A 15,858-nucleotide genomic window follows, 5' to 3' on the forward strand; every position below is an offset into this window, starting at 1 on the left:
CGCCCCGGGCTCTTGGTGTGTTGTGCTAACCAGCCACCAACTCGGTCACCACATGTGAGGAGCCTTCAAGTGTCCGGTGCACCGGGCATTTGTCGGCGATCTCCAGCAGTTTGGCGCGCTGTTCCGCGTTCAGCGGCCCGTCGAGGCGGATGATCCGGCGGAACTCGTCGACCTTGCCGCGGGTTGCGGCCTCGGCATCCTGGGCGTGGACCTTGTTGTGGAAGATATCGACGCTGACCCCTTCCAGCGGCCAGCGCTTGCGGCGGGCATACATGCGGATCGTCATCGAGGTGCAGGCGCCCAGACCGGCAGAGACAAAGCCATAAGGCGACATGCCGCTATTGGTGCCGCCATAGGAGGCGGGCTCATCCGCCACCGCGTGATGATCGGGGCCCGATTGCACATCCTGCCTGAAACCTGCCGGGTCGGCCTCTGTCACCCGCACGACGCCTTCGGGTGCGCCCGGTGGCGGGGCTGGGGGCGAGAGGTTGACATAGCGTGCGGCCCAGGCGGCGATGACCTCTCCGGCATAATCAGCATCCCCCTGGCGGGTGATCAGGTGATCGGCGTCGTCCAGCGTCACAAAGCTCTTGGGGTGTTTGGCGGCTAGAAAGATCTGCGCGGCATTGTCGATGCTGACGGTATCATCCAGCGGTGCGTGCAGGACCAGAAGGGCGGCATTCAACTCGGCGATGGCGGGTTCCAACCGTGCCTGCGCGATATCCTCGACAAATTGCCTGCCGATCCGGAAGGGGCGCCCGCCAAGGGTGACATCGGCCACGCCCTCGGCCTCGATCTGTGGCAACGCGTCCTCGAAATGGTGCGAGACATGGCCGGGATCAGCCGGCGCGCCCAATGTCACCACGCCCTTGACCGAAGGGATGCCTGCCCGCGCCCGCAGCACCGCCGCGCCGCCCAGCGAATGGCCGATCAGCAGGGCCGGGGCCATGTTGCGGCCCGCAAGATACTGCGCGGCAGCCACCAGATCCTGCACATTCGAGGTGAAGCTGGTGTTTTCGAACTCACCCCCAGAATGGCCCAGCCCGGTGAAATCGAACCGCAGCACCGCGATCCCCATCATTGCCAGCCGCGCCGCGATGCGCCGCGCCGCCGGGATGTCCTTGGAACAGGTGAAGCAATGGGCAAAAAGCGCGGTGGCCAGAACCGGCCCGTCCGGCAAATCAAGCCGCGCAGCAAGCTGGCTGCCGTCATGACCGGCAAATGTGATGCGTTCAGTGGGCATGGGTGATCCTCTCGCTTTCCATCAGAGACTGGCGTCGAGGCGATCAGATTCCAAGAGGCAAGCCGCCTGTTCACGCCACCGTGCATTGGCGTTAACCCGCTCGTAGCTGCTGCCGGTCTTGTACGCGCAGTTGATGGGCGATATTAGAGAAATGAATATTCATTTCTCTAATACGTGACTCGATGCCCAGACCCAGTAAAGATCAGATCCGCAGCGCCATTCGCACCGCCCTGTTGCAGGAAGTAGCGGAAAAGGGGATTGGCGCGGTTTCGATGGCGGCCGTGGCCAAACGCGCAAGGGTCGCGCCCGGAACGCTCTACCTGCATTTCGACAGCAAGGAGCAGATGCTGCAAGCGCTCTACCTCGAAATCAAGACCGAGTTCCAAGCCATCATGGTCGCCGCGCAGGAGGAACCAAGCTCGCGCGCCATGATCCGCCGTATGTGGAAGGACATGTTCGACTATGTCCGCGCCAACCCGCAGGCCTTCCTGTTTGTCGAATATGCCGGTGCGGCACAGGTGCTGAGCCCGATGCAAAGCAGCTCGATCGCGCATATGCAGGACGAGATTCGCGCCATGCTGCAAGCGGCCATCGACGACGGAACCCTTGCGCCTCTGCCGGTGCGAACGGTGACCGTGCTGCTGGTCGCCCCGGCGATGCATCTGGCGCGCATGGCGCTGATGACGAACGAACACCCGAGTCAGGCAGAGATCGACCTGACCTATGAAAGGGTCTGGCGGTCGATCTGTGCTGAGGGTCAGTAAAACATGAGCGTCGATCTATAAGGATATGAAAAAATGAGCAAAGTAATCCTGATAACGGGGGCCTCGACCGGTCTGGGTGTTAGCCTCGCGGTGCAGGCGGCGCAGGCCGGGCACAAGGTTTATGCCAGCATGCGCAATCTGGACAAGCGCGCCGGCCTGGACGCGGCTGTGGCTGCGGCCGGTGTCTCGGTGGAGTGCCTGCAACTGGACGTTCAGGACGATGCCAGCGTGGCAGCGGCGATGGCGCAGGTCATCGCGAGTGAGGGGCGGATCGATGTGCTGATCAACAATGCGGGCGCGGGTTATGTCCGCTCGACCGAACAGGCCGAGATGGCGGATGTGCATTGGGTGGTGGACGTGAACTTCACCGGCGTCTTGCGCTGCACCAAGGCGGCGCTCCCGCATATGCGCGCGGCGCGCTGCGGCCATATCATCAATATCGGCTCGGTCGGCGGGCTGGTCGGTCAGCCCTTCAACGAGATCTACTGCGCCGCCAAATTCGCCGTTGAAGGCTATACCGAGGCGCTGGCCTGTTATGTCACTCCGCATTTCGGGATCAACTTCACCGTGGTTGAGCCCGGCGGCATCCAGACCGAGTTCGCCAATTCGGTGCTGAAACAGGTCAGCGAGACCGGTGGCATGCTGGAGGATGAATACCTGCCCATCCTGCAAAGCTACATCAGCGGCTCACAGGCGCGCGGCGACACGGCCTATCAGAGCGCGGATGAGGTGGCGGAGGTGGTGATACGCTGCATGGAGGCCGAGACCCCGCCGATCCGCGCCCGGACTTCGGACTGGGCCGAAGACCTGTGCCGCCTCAAGACCGAAGCCGACCCTGACGGCCGGAAGCTGCAGGCGAAAGTGATGCGGGATTTTCTGGGTTTATAGACCGGGTTAACCCATAACATCAACATTTGTGATGTGAAAGTGAACATTAATTCGTTTTTGTGACGCGCAATCCATCTCTATCTGTCCCTCATCTCACGATCAGATGAGGAGATATGGATATGCACGATATGATTGCTCACAAAAACACCGGCCTCAGCCTGGAGCGGGGCAGGACCTTCTTGTGGTCCGTCCTCGCCCTGGGCCTTGGCATCGCGCTTGGCGCCGGGATCGATGGCGGCGCGCCGGACAGGTTTGAACCTACGCCCAACACCGCGCAGACCCTGCCAGCAGCAGAAGACTGGCATGGTAATGTGAAAAGCTCTAACTGGTCGGAGACCCGGTGAGTTCTGCGGCGGGCAGGGACCGGACCTGCCCGCTGCTCCGCCTGCGGATGCAAGGCCATCTAACCGGAATTCCGCGGGTCGAGTGTTGCCTGCTGCCCAACTGATCCGGTCGTGACGGGCCGCGCTGACGGGAATCTTGCCCGAAACGGCGCTGTGACCTAAAGTTGGGGCAGTGTTCAACGCACGGTATTTGAGATGGCTACATATTTAAACCTGCTCCCTGGGGATGTTGCCCCGGACTTTGTTCAACGTTCCTTCCAGAACCCGCAATTCGTGTTCAATTCCGCCGCTGGCCGATATCTTGTGCTGTGCTTCTTTTGCAGTGCTAGCGACCCGCATGGTCAGGCTGCATTGCAGGCGATGTTCGAGCGCACGGATCTTTTCGACGACACGTTTGCCAGCTTCTTTGGTGTCACAATCGATCCCACGGACGACGATCCTGCGCAACTGACGGAGCAATATCCTGGCTACCGCTTTTTCCTCGACCTCGATCTGAGCGTCAGTCGGCGCTACGGGGTGGTGGACAAGGATGCCACCGAACTGCCTCCAGCGCCAGAGATACGGCGTCTCTGGGTTGTGATCGATCCTACCATGCGGGTCATGAAGCTGATCACCTTCAAGACTGACCAGAGCGACATTGCCGAACTGACAGCCTATCTGGATGCCTTGCCGCCGCCTATGAGATTCTCGGGGCTGGAGCTTCAGGCACCCATTATCGTCCTGCCGAATGTCTTCGAGGCAGAGCTTTGCGACCGGCTGATCAGCCTCTATGAGGCGGATGGCGGGACCGAGACAGGGTTCATGCGGGACGAGGGCGGCAAGACCGTGGCCAAGATCGACCGCAAGCACAAGAGCCGGCGGGATTTCCAGATCGAGGACAGTGCGTTGATCAGGGAATTGCAGGGCCGGGTCAATCGCCGTGTTGTACCGGAGATCGCCAAGATCCATCAGTTCCATGTGACCCGCATGGAGCGCTATATCGTCTCTTGCTATTCGGCAGAGGATGGCGGGCATTTCAGGCCCCATCGCGACAACACGACCAAAGGCACCGCGCATCGCCGCTTTGCCGTCTCGATCAATCTCAATGCCGATTTTGATGGTGGCGAGGTCTCGTTTCCGGAATACGGAACCCGCAGTTTCAAGGCGCCTCCGGGCGGGGCGGTCATCTTTTCCTGTTCGCTGTTGCATGCGGTGTCAAAGGTCACGCGCGGCAGGAGATATGCCTTCCTGCCCTTCCTCTATGATGACGCGGCCGCAGAAATCCGCGAGCGGAACAACAAGTACCTCAGCGAAGAGGTCGGGACCTACAGGGATACTGCGCCCAGCCCTGCGGGCTGAGTGGTGAAGCGCCAGATAATCTGACCTTTGGGCACGCCCCAAACACTGGTTTTCCGTCAGCGGAGAACCTGAATGAAGCAGTCGTTTGATCTCTGTCGACGGACAGTTTGAATTGGGAATTCAGATTCCTTCGAAACCTGCTATTCATTGGTGCAGTGTCGAACGGCAGGTTTGTCCGGAGGCTGTGTGAAAACTCCTACGATGATCTGAGAGATGGTATGATTTCGGCATTCCTTTCGGAGGCATTCCATGGGGCAATTTATTGAGGGTGTGGATCGACATCAGGCGATGTTGCTCCCTGAATGTTTGGACGATTATGTTTGCACGGGCAGCCCAGTTCGGGCGATTGATGCGTTTGTGGAGATGCTTGATCTTGCTGCGCTTGGCTTCAACGCAACGCCGCCTGCGACGGGGCGGTCGGGCTATCATCCGGGGCTGATGCTTCGGATTTATCTTTACGGTTACCTCGATCAGGTTCAGTCATCGCGGCGACTGGAACGCGAGTGCGGTCGCAATCTAGAACTCATCTGGCTGCCCGGGCGCTTGAAGCCCGATTTCAAGACGATTGCTGACTTTAGGAAAGACAACGGACCGGCGATCCGTAAGGGGTGTCAGCAGTTTGTCGCACTCTGCCGCGACATCAATCTGCTGGACGGGAAACTGGTGGCCATCGATGGTAGCCGATTCAAGGCGGCCATTTCCAAAGCCAAAAACTACACGCGCGGTAAGCTGCGTCAGAAGCTTAGTGAGATCGAAAAAGCCATTGAGCCCTATCTGGGTGAATTGGATCGCGCAGATGATGTGTTTGAGCAGACCGGAACGGTTTTGCCAGGGGCGCGCATCGAACGCGCTCTGCGGAAGCTGGAGCATCTCCGCAAAGAAGCGGCGCGCTATAGATCGATCGAGAAACGCATGGATGAAACGGTGGAAAAACAGGTCTCGTTGAGTGATCCCGATGCGCGATCCATGGCAACCACGCCCCGCATGCCGCGCGTGGTTGGATGCAATGTGCAGACAGCGGTTGAGGCGGAGAACCATCTGATCGTCGCGCACAAGGTGACCATGCAGGGCTATGATCGGGACGCTCTATCGCTGATGGCGGTGGCTGTACGCGACGCGATGGCTCCGGATCAGCTCGAGGCTATTGCTGACAAAGGATATTGCAAAAGCGAGGAAATCCTCGCCTGTGAAGAGGCTGGGGTTGCGGTGGTTGTTCCCAAGCCTCAGACATCGAATGCTGGTGCACTGGGACAATTCGACAAAGCTCACTTCGCCTACGACGCAGAGGCTGACGCTTACATCTGCCCGGCCGGCCAACAACTGATCTATCGCTTCACGGGCCAGCAAGATGGCAAAGCGATCCGAACCTACTGGTCGAGCAACTGCGATGGCTGCGTGCTCAAGGATAAATGCACCAACAGCAAGGAGCGCCGCATTCGTCGGTGGCAACATGAAGATGTTCTAGAACATGTTCAGCAACGGCTACACAAAGATCCCACCCAACTGGCTGTGCGCAGCACGACCGTCGAACATCCTTACGGCACGATCAAATCTTGGATGGGTGCGACGCACTTCAAGATGCGAAGACTGAAAAACGTCGCCGCCGAGATGGCCTTGCACGTCCTTGCCCATAACATGACCCGCGTGATGAAGATCATCGGCACCCCCACCTTGATCGCAGCGATGAGGGCCTAAACGGCGACAGATCGGCCAAACAGCACAGATAGATCGCCACTGCAATGCCATTGAGCCCAGCTCTGAAGGATCAGCAGCGATCAACCGGTCAAAAATGCATCCAAGACCAAAAGCCGAAAACGCTGTGCAATCATCGCGAGTTCTCACACGGCCTCTCCGGATAGTGTTGAAAAAGTCGATTGATTGGTTGGTCGGTCGCTGTTTCACTCATTTTGAGAGTGGAGGTGGGGCGATAGGACGGTGTCTAGATGAGCGGGGGCGGAACCGGACCGTTTGAGGCTCCAGACTGGGATCTTGAGGACCTCGCATTGATCCGTGGCGCTATGAATGACATTGCGATCTTTGGGTTCGATGCGAGCTATGCATTTGGTCTTCCTGACCAGGTCCGCCCGATTGATCACCTCGTTGGGACTGCAGCGGGTTGGGGCGGTCTGCCCCGAGACGCCGCCATGTATCTGCAGGACAGTGTCGACGCCAACGATGGCGAGACCTCGCACGCCGTCACCGTCAGCGATGTGCCGGTTGACGCGTTCTGGTCGGTAACGGTCTACAACGCGGACGGGTTTGTGGAAGCCAACGATCTGAACGTGAACGGCTTCAACGATTTCACCGTGAACCGAAACGACGATGGCACGATCACACTGCACTTTGGCGGATGCGAGGACGGGCGGCTCAACTGCATCCCGGTCAAGCCCGGTTGGAACTACGGCATTCGCCTTTATGAACCGCAAGAGACGCTTTTGAACGGCGAGTGGGCCTTCCCGCAGATTACACCTGTTGACTGAACCCGCCTTGCGCGCACTTCCCCTTCACTTAGGAGACTTTCGTATGGCCTCTGGCAAATGGATTGCAGCTATTGCCGGCGTGGTATTGCTCGTCACCGCCGGGGCGGATGAGACCTCGGACCTTGCACAGGAATTGGCCAACCCGATTGCGGCAATCATCTCGGTCCCGTTCCAGTGGAACAGAGATGACAATATCGGTGCGACCGACAGCGGGCGCAGAACCATGCTGAACTTTCAGCCTGTGATCCCATTTGGTCTGCACAATGGGGCCAACATCATCACGCGCACGATTGTCCCCTATATCGGGCAGGAGAATGGGGTGCCCGTCACATCGCAGAGCGGATTCGGAGATATCCTGCAGAACGCCTGGTATTCCCCCGCTCCGCAGGGCGATCTGATCTGGGGCGTTGGCCCGATCATGCGCATCCCCACCGGCTCGGATGTCTCATCCGACACATGGGCAGCGGGTATCACCGGGATCGGCGTTGTTCAGACGGGAAACTGGACCTACGGCGCGCTTGCAAATCATATCTGGGACATTGAGAGCAATCCGGACACACCGACCAACTCTACACTTCTACAACCGTTCGTGGCCTATACAACGGAAACCGCCTTGATGGTCTCGCTGCAAAGCGAAAGCACCTATGACTGGGAGGCTGAGCAATGGTCCATACCCGTCAACCTCGCAGTCTCGAAGCTTGCCATTCTTGGCCAAGTACCGGTGAATTTTCAAGGCGGCCTGGGCGATTGGGCAGAGGCACCGAGTACCGGCCCGGAAGGCATATGATGCCGACTACAGGCACAGGTCGTCATACCTCGGGGCTAGATGCATTGTGACAACGCAGCCAAGAGCGGAGAAAGCTCACATCTGTTCATTTGATCTGAACAGGTTGAGCTGATCGGACATGAACAACGAGACCTTATTTGTCTTTGGGGTGATCGCTGTTTCGAGCGTGCTCTTGGCCAGCAACCGTGTTCGTTATGACTTTGTTGCCGTACTTGTCGTTTTGTCACTTATCCTGAGCGGTACGCTTTCCTTGCAAGAAGGCCTTGCCAGCTTTGGAAACTCGGTCATCATCCTCGTCGCCTGCCTTCTGATCCTTGGTGAAATGCTGGATCGCACCGGAGTGGAAAAATGCGTCGGCGACACGATCATGCACTACGGCGGCCGGATCGAAGCCGTCCTGATCGCCCTGATCATGGTAAGTGCAACGCTTCTTGGCAGCATGATGTGTGCAACAGCAGTGGTTGCCATTTCCATACCGATTGTCCTGAGGATTGCGGCAGAGACGGGGAATGACAAATCCCGGCTTCTGATGCCGATGTCCTTTGCCGCGTTGATCAGCGGATCAATGACACTGATCGCCTCGACACCCAATCTGATTATCAGCGACGAGTTGATCTCACACGGCTACACAGGTTTTGGTTTCTTCTCGTTCTCGGCGATTGGCCTGATCATCCTGCTGTTTGCAGTTCTTTACATGGTTCTGATCGGGCGCCACAATCTTCGGTCAACCCCATCAGGCCACCCGACTAACAGGGGTACCACCTCACCGACATTGAGTCAGATGTGGGCAAACTATGACCTGAAGCCGCAGATCGAAGCACTTGAAATCATCACTCCCAAAGGCGTTGCCGCGCTGGCTGACCAGAAGATGAGGGTTTTTGCCCGGATTCGCCTGGATCAGAACGGGAAATTGAGTGCAGCGTTGTACCGGCCAACAATGCAATTCGCGGTGGGTGACGTTCTGCTGTTGCCGCGTTATCCAAAGCAACAGAACCCGCTGGTGCAGTGCGAAGGCACACGGCGTGCGCCCAAGGTCATCGACCGCATGGACGAATGGGTGGCAACGCTGGGCTTTGCCGATGCGCTAGTCCACCCCGAGGCCACAATCCTTGGACAGCCTGCACAGACTGCGCTTGACGCTCTACCGGGGCAGATAGCCGTGGTCGGCATCATGCGCCACGGCACGGCCATCCCGGATGCCAAGTCATGCCCGCTGATGCCCGGAGACAGGTTGTTGTTGGCTGCAACTTGGGACAGGCTGGACGAACTGTTCAGACATCACAACGAGCTGGTTCTTTTGTTCTACTCCCGAGAACGCAACGTGCTGCCTGCAGCGCCCGATGGGTTCTGGCCCGCCATCGAGATTGTTCCGGTGGCAGTTGCGGTCGTGTTTGCGTCATTGGCCTCCGTCCTGCTGCGCTTGCTATCTGCCGAAGACGCGTAGCGAGCAGTCAAGTTGACAAGCCTGGTCGTAGTCGGGGGGATGCTGCCACTGGCTGACGCACTGGAAGTGACCGGCGGCTCGGACGTCCTCGTTCAAATACTCCTTGATCTGGTGAGAACGGCGAGTCCAAGAACGGTTATGGCGGCGATCTTCGGTCTGACGGCGATCATGGGGGTGCTTCTACCCAACATTGCTGCCGCTGTTCTAGTTGCGCCCATCGCGATCACGGCCGCAAAAACACTTGGCATTTCACCCTATTCCCTGGCGCTACGCGTCCTCACCGCCGCATCGGCAACATTCTTCAGCCCCGTTTCGACACCTGTGATTACAGTTGTTGTCGCGCCGGGCGGGTACAGGTTTGGTGACTTTGTAAAGACAAGTCTGCCATTGACCGTTCTGGTAGGGATTGTAACGGTGATGATCGCGCCCATTTTTTTTCCTTATTGAAATGAGTGTGTTAACCGATATTGACCTACCTTTGTGTTTGTATCAAAGCGCACGAACTGGACATCTGGTCAATCAGGCAGGCTGAGGTCGGATCCACCAAAACCATGCTGGACCGCGTAAGGGACAAGTTCGGCATGGTCCCAGACTGGATGATTGCCGATACCGCTTACGGCTCCGGCCCGATGCTCGGCTGGCTCGTGGATCGCAAGATCTATCCCTACATCCCTGTGATCGACAAGGCCGGGCGCCTCGACGGGACCTGGACGCGCACAGACTTCGACTGGGATGCGGAGAATGACCAATACATCTGCCCAGAAGGACACGCGCTCAAGCAGTTCCGACGCAATTACTCTGATCCGAACCGGGGTCCGACGGGCAAGGGTACCGCGAAGTATCGTGCTCTGAAACTGACATGCCAGGTGTGCCCGTCAAAACCCAAATGCTGCCCCAACGCCGATGCCAGATCGATCACGCGCGAAGAGCACGAAGACGCCCGTCAGGTCGCCCGAGAGCTGGCCAAGACGGATGAATACGCGATTGCGATGAAGCTCAGGAAAAAGGTGGAAATCCTCTTCGCTCACCTCAAATGCATTCTCGGGTTGGGCCGGCTGCGACTACGTGGCCCATGTGGCGCGAATGATGAATTTCTTCTCGCCGCCACCGCCCAGAACCTCCGCAAATTGGCCAAGCACTTTCCTGCACCGCAGAAAACGTGCAAAGCCTGATAAGAAATGCGCTTGCGCGCTCTTCAGAGCACAACTTTCTGCGCCTGCAACACTTTGTCTTTCAACAGAATCGGCTCTTCGCCGGCATTCGCCGCGCGTTGCATGAGCATTCGCTTGGCTCGGATTGGGCAGCGGTTCTGCTCGAAAAACAAACTCTCTTTCAATTCTTGCCAAAGTGCTGGCCAAAGGGGTCAAACTATGTGGCCACACACATTTCAGCCGCCCATCAGGGCGGGATCGAACGGGTAGGTGGTCAGGTTCTCATGGCCGTTCTCGGTGATCAGGACCTGATCTTCGAGCTTGATCGAGAAGTCGCCGCCAACCTCGCCCACCGCCGCTTCGACGCACAGCACCATGCCTGGTTCCAGCGTGTAGTCATAGGCGCCCGGAACGGCCTTGTCAGGATAGGCCACCAGCGGCCATTCATCGCAAAGGCCCACGCCGTGCATCAGGCAGCCATATTTTTGAGCCTGAAACCTGTCATCCAGACGATGCGTATTGGCGCTTAACTCCGGGATCGTCACGCCGGGCTCGAGCATCTCCATATTGGTCATGATGTGTTCATGCGCGTGTTGCATCGCATAGATCATGTCCGCGCGGGGCGGCTCATCCCCGATCCACCAGGTGCGGCTGATATCCACGCAAATCCCGTAAGACCCGATCAGATCGGTATCAAAGGCAATGATCTCGTTCTTCTGGGTGATCCGCGGCCCGCATTCCTGAAACCATGGGTTGGTGCGCTGGCCCGAGGCGAGCAGGCGAGTTTCGATCCACTCGCCGCCGCGCCGGATGTTTTCGGCGTGCAATATCGCCCAGATATCGTCTTCGCAGGTTACGCCATCCCCCACATTGGCGCGCGCGAAATCCTCCATCGCTTGCACGGCGGTTTCGCAGGCATGGCTGGCGCAGCGCATGGCAAGGATTTCGTCAGGGCCTTTGACCGAGCGCGACTTTTCGGTGACCTCTTCGCCCTCCATGATCTCGAAACCCTGCGCCTCCAGCGCGCGCAGCCCGTGCAGCATCACCTTGTCCACCGCCAGCCGCATATTGCCCGGGGCATGTTCGGCCAGCAAAACCCGCACCTCGTTTGAGAACACATCCGCCGCCACATCCACCTTGTCGCCGCGGTCGAAATAGAACAGGTCCGCGCCCGAGCGCTGTTCGCGCACCAGCGGGTTGAATTTGCTCAGGAACGGCGAGTTCTTGTAGTCCCAGATCACCATGTAGCCGTCGGCACATAGCAGCACTGCCCGGAACGGGTTGTGGGTGTTCCAGAGCTGCATATTGGTGCTGTCAGTGGCATAGCGGATATTAAGGGGATCAAACATCAGCAGCCCGGCATAGCCGCGATCAACGATATGCCGGGTCAGCCGTTTCCAGCGATGTTCGCGCATGCGCTCAAGGTTGGGTAGTTGCAGCCCGGCTGTCTTCCATTCGGCAAAAGCAAGCTGCGTTGGGCCGATTTCGACCCGATCCATGTCATTCGGAGTGCCGTCCCCCAGCGTTGCGCCGCGCGTGGGGTCAATCTTGCGGCTGTCCCTGTAATGCGTGTTCACGGTGGCTCCCCTTTTTGCTGAGGTCAGTTGAGCGCAGATTTTTGCCCCGATGCCGGTCGATTGCGACCTGTAGACATGTCGTTTTTGGGCCGACAGCACGTTCGAGGAATGCTAAGCCCCTGTCATGACGGGTCTTCTTCAGCGCAGCCTTCCCTATGATCCACTGACGCCCCGGCCGCTGCCGGGTATCGCGCCCTTGCGCATAGAGGACTGGCTGATCCGGGACGAGGTCTTTGCCGGACAGATGGCGCGGCGCGAGGAGTTGCTGGCAGACCGCCGCGCCAAGGTTCTGGCGCTGGATGAGTCGGCACGCCCGGCTGCTGAAGAACTGCTCGATCTGGTGCTGCGCCTTGCCTACCCGCAGGCCGGCTCGCATGTGATGCGCCCCGATGGAGTGTCTGTCTTCATTGACCGTTCCGACCCGATGGGGACGCTGGGGCGGTTGGTGCAGGAGGATCTGTGTCTGTTGCAGAAACAGTGCGAGGAACATGTTCTGACCGGCGCGGTGCTATGCTTTCCGGCAAGCTGGCTGCTGGCAGAAAAGTACCAGCGCCCGCTGATTGCGATCCATGAGCCGGTCGCTTCTTATGACGGGGGCATCGCCAAGCGTGTGCAGCGCCTGTTTGATGGGGTACAGCCCGAGCGCCCGCTCTGGCGATTCAACGCGCTTTGGTATGCGGACCCGGAATTGCACCAGCCCCGCAGTGCGGCGGCGCGGCGCGAAACGCCCGAGGCAACGGTGGCGGATTATCTGCGCAGCGAGCGGCAATGCATCCTGCGCCTGCCAACGACTGGCGCGGTGGTCTTTTCGATCCACACCTATGTTCTGGCCCGCCCAGACGTCGTGCAAACGTAAGACCGCCCCGCTCAGCGAACGGGGCGATCTTACAGGCACGAGAGAGACGGTGAGAGAGAGACTACATCACAAAAAGAAGGATGTTACGCTGTCGATCATGCCAGTATTCTTATAGATCATTATCGAGCTGGTGAGCGCCAGCACATGGGTGTTGAGCCTGAAATCCTCGCCCTTGATCAGGTTGACCGCAGCCATCGACACTGCGACCGGGGCCGAGACGAAGTAAAGGCAGCCGGTCATGCTCCAGCTGGTCAGCCGCCGGATGTCGCTTTCGGGCTGATCTTCCAGCGCGATAGCCTCCAGTTCGGCGGGCAGGGGTTCGGTCCGGAAAGACAGCGCAAGCGCCTCTTCCTCGGAAAGTTCAACCAGCCCCAGCCTGCCGCAATGCGGGGTCTGGGCCGCGACATAGTCGTAATGGGTCGTCAGGTCAGCGACCTCTTCTTCGATGGGGGCGAACCGCGCGCCTTTGTTGGCGATGATGTGTTTGCGGTCGCCCACCCGTTTTGGGGAGAGATCTGCGAACGCTCCCATGAACTGCTCGACGGTTAATGTGACATCCGAGTCGAGCCATTCGATCGACTCGGTGGTTGCTAGATCCACCATGCGGTAGAGCATCACCACCAGGATCAGTTCGGATGTGTCCTGATCGGTAAGCTCTGCCGAGACCGGTGTGAGGGTGATGTTGAGACGGGACTTGCCCTGCGCGGTATCAGCCTGGCCTTTGGCGTTCAGGCCCGCGACACGGTCCAGTATCCTGGAACGGGATTCGGGGTTCGGCACGCGGTCATAGGCCAGCTTGACCAGATACTGGCTGGTGACGATGCGCGCCTCATGCGCATTCACCAGCGCCTGCCGTTCGACCCTATGGCCGTGATCTTCCAGAGTTGCCGAGGCGATCTGACCAAAGCGGTCAAGCGCGCCATCCTCATAGCCCTGGTTTACCAGTCCACCGTGATACCTGCCCGTATCCGTCACTGTTCAACCCTCCACGCGATTGTGTTCAGCAACCAAGCTAAAGGGCGAAGAGGGAAAAACTGTGACCGCGATTGCCAGATTCGAGGCAGTCCGGCGGATATCGGCGGATTGATGCCAATACGGAAACCCCTTCATTTTATGGTGATTATGCCGCTTCATGAGGGGAATGTGGCGATCTTGTGGCGGCGTTGCGGCGCTTAGCCGTCAATGCGTGCGCCCATTATGGCGATCGACTGCTGATAGACCGTGGCCGCGTTCCACTGCTTTATAACGGCAAAGTTGGGCTCTCCGGGCTGATAGCCTTTGCCGGGTTTCCAGCCTTTTTGGCGCAAAAAGTTGGCGGTCGAGGCCAGCGCGTCCGTCAAGTTGTAAAAGTCCACCCGCCCGTCGCCGGTCGCATCGACTCCATAGGTCATTGCATTGCCCGGCAGAAACTGCGTATGGCCCAGCTCGCCATGTTTGGCCCCCAAAGTGGCGGGGGTGATCGCGCCCTGATCGACCAGTTTCAGCGCGCCGATGGCGTGGGGGATGAAAAACTCCGAGCGGCGGCAATCATAGGCCAGCGTCACGATGGCCGAGACAACCTGACTGTCGCCCATGAAATTGCCAAACCCCGTTTCCATCCCGTGAATGGCCAGCAAGACGCCGCTGGGCACGCCATATTGCCGCTCCAGCGCGGCATAGAAGTTGGGGTTGCGCGCCTTGCGCTTGCGTCCCTGCGCGACGATCGTATCAGCGCCACGGATTCGCATGAACTTATCGAGCGTGTATTTGAAGCTCTTCTGGTTGCGGTCAGCGGCAATGGTGCGATTGGCATATTGTGCGCTGGCCAGCGCCTGCCGCCCCTTTTTCTTCACGCCCGCCTTGCGAGCCTGCTTGTCGAAATCCTGTTTCCAGGCCTCAAACCCGGCGCTTGTATTGCCGCAACTGGCGGCCTGCGCCCCAAGCGGCGCGGCAAGAGACAGGATCAGGGCAAGGCAGGGCAGGGATCGCATGGCAGGCTCGCTTCTTGTGAGAGGGGATCAGGGCAGGGTCGGAGCGATGATGTGAAGGGCCTGAAGGGCGCCCCCCGGCTCGATCCCCGGCAATGTGGCTTCAAAGAACTCCTCCATCGAGCCGTCCTCGTAAAGCCCCGAGATCACCCGGTCCACAAACAGGCGGAATTCGGCATCGCCGCGGGTCAGCGCCAGCCCGTGTTTCTCGATGGTCAGGATCTGGTCGGACATCTTGAACCCGTCCTGCATCTTGCCGCCCGCAAAACTGACCAGCATGATGCTCTGATCGGCGAAATAGGCGTCGATCTCGCCATCCGCCATCGCCTTGAACCCGGCCTGATGCGAGAGGAAGGGCACCATCTCGGCCTCGATTCCCGCCTGTTCGAAGCTGTTGTGCACCGCAATCTCGGTCGTGGTGGCGCCCCGCATGCCGACCTTCTTGCCTGCCAGATCGCTCAGGTTCTCGCCGCCCTCCTTGGGCAGGAGCAACGCGGTGCCGTCCACATAGGTGGGGATCGAGAAATCGACCTGCGCGCGCCGCTCAAGCGTGATCGTGGCGGCACCGCAGAGAATGTCGATCTCGCCGCTGGCGATCTTGTCAAACCGGTCCTTTGTGTCGACCGCTACAAAGGTTGCGTTGAGATTGTCGAACTCCAACTCGTTGGCCAGGCTTTGTGCGATCCGGTCGCAGATCAGCACGGAATAGCCTGCGGGCTGCTCTTCGGTGTTGATGTAGGACAGCGGGACAGCATCGGCGCGAAAGCCGATATTGAACTGCCCGGACTCGCGGATACGGTCCAGCGTCTGGGCCGGGGCGGCGGTTGCCAATGTGGTGGCCAGCGCAAAGCTTGTGAGAAGAAATCGCATCAATCATCCAATCTGGTTACTTGGGGTGGACGATAGCGGGCGTTGTCCCGTCCAAAAAGGAAAAAGCGGCCTGGGCGTAAGAAAGGCAATTCCTTGACTTGGCAAAGGAGCCTACGCCCAATGATCCGACAAGGATCGCGACGAACCGG

The 15,858-nt window shown here is 59.0% G+C and carries 15 protein-coding genes and 1 pseudogene; 11 read left to right on the plus strand and 5 right to left on the minus strand.

All coding sequences use genetic code 11. The features are described from left to right. Nucleotides 1-25: 25 nt before the first annotated feature. Complete coding sequence (locus Q5Y75_RS01505) at nucleotides 26-1,243, minus strand: bifunctional alpha/beta hydrolase/OsmC family protein (protein ID WP_306193672.1); 1,218 nt, start codon at nucleotides 1,241-1,243, stop codon at nucleotides 26-28. A gap of 182 nt (nucleotides 1,244-1,425) precedes the next feature. On the opposite strand from Q5Y75_RS01505, the gene Q5Y75_RS01510 reads away from it, so the two are divergent. From Q5Y75_RS01510 to Q5Y75_RS01555, 10 genes and pseudogenes are all read left to right on the plus strand, one after another. Further along, nucleotides 1,426-2,007: a TetR/AcrR family transcriptional regulator gene (locus tag Q5Y75_RS01510; RefSeq protein ID WP_306193673.1), complete on the plus strand. Its 582-nt coding sequence runs from the start codon at nucleotides 1,426-1,428 to the stop codon at nucleotides 2,005-2,007. 33 nt (nucleotides 2,008-2,040) lie between these two features. Next, nucleotides 2,041-2,895 (plus strand): SDR family oxidoreductase, encoded by an 855-nt coding sequence (locus Q5Y75_RS01515; RefSeq protein ID WP_306193674.1) that lies wholly within the window; start codon nucleotides 2,041-2,043, stop codon nucleotides 2,893-2,895. 119 nt (nucleotides 2,896-3,014) lie between these two features. Next, a complete protein-coding gene (locus tag Q5Y75_RS01520) occupies nucleotides 3,015-3,239 on the plus strand; it encodes a hypothetical protein (RefSeq protein WP_306193675.1) in 225 nt (74 codons plus the stop codon). A 195-nt stretch (nucleotides 3,240-3,434) separates the two neighbouring features. After that, nucleotides 3,435-4,577, plus strand: coding sequence for a 2OG-Fe(II) oxygenase (locus tag Q5Y75_RS01525; RefSeq protein ID WP_306193677.1), 1,143 nt, complete (start codon nucleotides 3,435-3,437; stop codon nucleotides 4,575-4,577). A 249-nt stretch (nucleotides 4,578-4,826) separates the two neighbouring features. After that, nucleotides 4,827-6,272: an IS1182 family transposase gene (locus Q5Y75_RS01530; protein ID WP_306193678.1), complete on the plus strand. Its 1,446-nt coding sequence runs from the start codon at nucleotides 4,827-4,829 to the stop codon at nucleotides 6,270-6,272. A 248-nt stretch (nucleotides 6,273-6,520) separates the two neighbouring features. Further along, complete coding sequence (locus Q5Y75_RS01535; RefSeq protein WP_306193680.1) at nucleotides 6,521-7,057, plus strand: DUF1214 domain-containing protein; 537 nt, start codon at nucleotides 6,521-6,523, stop codon at nucleotides 7,055-7,057. Nucleotides 7,058-7,100: 43 nt separating this feature from the next. Continuing rightward, on the plus strand, nucleotides 7,101-7,844 hold the full coding sequence (locus Q5Y75_RS01540; RefSeq protein ID WP_306193681.1) for a transporter: 744 nt from the start codon (nucleotides 7,101-7,103) through the stop codon (nucleotides 7,842-7,844). A 118-nt stretch (nucleotides 7,845-7,962) separates the two neighbouring features. Further along, nucleotides 7,963-9,288, plus strand: coding sequence for an SLC13 family permease (locus Q5Y75_RS01545; protein ID WP_306193682.1), 1,326 nt, complete (start codon nucleotides 7,963-7,965; stop codon nucleotides 9,286-9,288). A 12-nt stretch (nucleotides 9,289-9,300) separates the two neighbouring features. Next, nucleotides 9,301-9,735: an SLC13 family permease gene (locus Q5Y75_RS01550; RefSeq protein ID WP_371933219.1), complete on the plus strand. Its 435-nt coding sequence runs from the start codon at nucleotides 9,301-9,303 to the stop codon at nucleotides 9,733-9,735. 68 nt (nucleotides 9,736-9,803) lie between these two features. Continuing rightward, nucleotides 9,804-10,460, plus strand: a pseudogene (locus tag Q5Y75_RS01555) (transposase); the annotation flags it as partial. Between the two features lie 215 nt (nucleotides 10,461-10,675). Here Q5Y75_RS01555 and dddP read toward each other — a convergent pair. Next, nucleotides 10,676-12,016 carry a dimethylsulfonioproprionate lyase DddP gene (gene dddP / locus Q5Y75_RS01560; protein WP_306193684.1) on the minus strand — a complete coding sequence of 447 codons (1,341 nt, stop codon included), beginning with the start codon at nucleotides 12,014-12,016 and terminating at the stop codon, nucleotides 10,676-10,678. A 124-nt stretch (nucleotides 12,017-12,140) separates the two neighbouring features. Between dddP and Q5Y75_RS01565 the strand changes: the two genes are divergently transcribed. Next, entirely contained in the window at nucleotides 12,141-12,872 is a 732-nt protein-coding gene (locus Q5Y75_RS01565) for a heme-dependent oxidative N-demethylase family protein (RefSeq protein WP_306193686.1), read from the plus strand. A gap of 66 nt (nucleotides 12,873-12,938) precedes the next feature. Here Q5Y75_RS01565 and Q5Y75_RS01570 read toward each other — a convergent pair whose 3' ends face one another. The 3 genes from Q5Y75_RS01570 to Q5Y75_RS01580 form a co-directional block, all read right to left on the minus strand. Continuing rightward, nucleotides 12,939-13,847: a hypothetical protein gene (locus Q5Y75_RS01570; RefSeq protein ID WP_306193688.1), complete on the minus strand. Its 909-nt coding sequence runs from the start codon at nucleotides 13,845-13,847 to the stop codon at nucleotides 12,939-12,941. A 197-nt stretch (nucleotides 13,848-14,044) separates the two neighbouring features. Beyond that, nucleotides 14,045-14,842 carry a lytic murein transglycosylase gene (locus tag Q5Y75_RS01575; protein ID WP_306193689.1) on the minus strand — a complete coding sequence of 266 codons (798 nt, stop codon included), beginning with the start codon at nucleotides 14,840-14,842 and terminating at the stop codon, nucleotides 14,045-14,047. Nucleotides 14,843-14,869: 27 nt separating this feature from the next. Continuing rightward, complete coding sequence (locus tag Q5Y75_RS01580; protein ID WP_306193691.1) at nucleotides 14,870-15,709, minus strand: amino acid ABC transporter substrate-binding protein; 840 nt, start codon at nucleotides 15,707-15,709, stop codon at nucleotides 14,870-14,872. Between the last annotated feature and the right edge of the window lie 149 nt (nucleotides 15,710-15,858).

The sequence above is a fragment of the Ruegeria discodermiae genome (assembly GCF_030758345.1).
GTDB lineage: Bacteria > Pseudomonadota > Alphaproteobacteria > Rhodobacterales > Rhodobacteraceae > Ruegeria_C.

Coding starts and splice junctions, on each gene's coding strand:
- Q5Y75_RS01505 (WP_306193672.1), bottom strand. CDS start 1,243: ATGCCCACTGAACGCATCACATTTGCCGGTCATGACGGCAGCCAGCTT.
- Q5Y75_RS01510 (WP_306193673.1), top strand. CDS start 1,426: ATGCCCAGACCCAGTAAAGATCAGATCCGCAGCGCCATTCGCACCGCC.
- Q5Y75_RS01515 (WP_306193674.1), top strand. CDS start 2,041: ATGAGCAAAGTAATCCTGATAACGGGGGCCTCGACCGGTCTGGGTGTT.
- Q5Y75_RS01520 (WP_306193675.1), top strand. CDS start 3,015: ATGCACGATATGATTGCTCACAAAAACACCGGCCTCAGCCTGGAGCGG.
- Q5Y75_RS01525 (WP_306193677.1), top strand. CDS start 3,435: ATGGCTACATATTTAAACCTGCTCCCTGGGGATGTTGCCCCGGACTTT.
- Q5Y75_RS01530 (WP_306193678.1), top strand. CDS start 4,827: ATGGGGCAATTTATTGAGGGTGTGGATCGACATCAGGCGATGTTGCTC.
- Q5Y75_RS01535 (WP_306193680.1), top strand. CDS start 6,521: ATGAGCGGGGGCGGAACCGGACCGTTTGAGGCTCCAGACTGGGATCTT.
- Q5Y75_RS01540 (WP_306193681.1), top strand. CDS start 7,101: ATGGCCTCTGGCAAATGGATTGCAGCTATTGCCGGCGTGGTATTGCTC.
- Q5Y75_RS01545 (WP_306193682.1), top strand. CDS start 7,963: ATGAACAACGAGACCTTATTTGTCTTTGGGGTGATCGCTGTTTCGAGC.
- Q5Y75_RS01565 (WP_306193686.1), top strand. CDS start 12,141: ATGACGGGTCTTCTTCAGCGCAGCCTTCCCTATGATCCACTGACGCCC.
- Q5Y75_RS01575 (WP_306193689.1), bottom strand. CDS start 14,842: ATGCGATCCCTGCCCTGCCTTGCCCTGATCCTGTCTCTTGCCGCGCCG.
- Q5Y75_RS01580 (WP_306193691.1), bottom strand. CDS start 15,709: ATGCGATTTCTTCTCACAAGCTTTGCGCTGGCCACCACATTGGCAACC.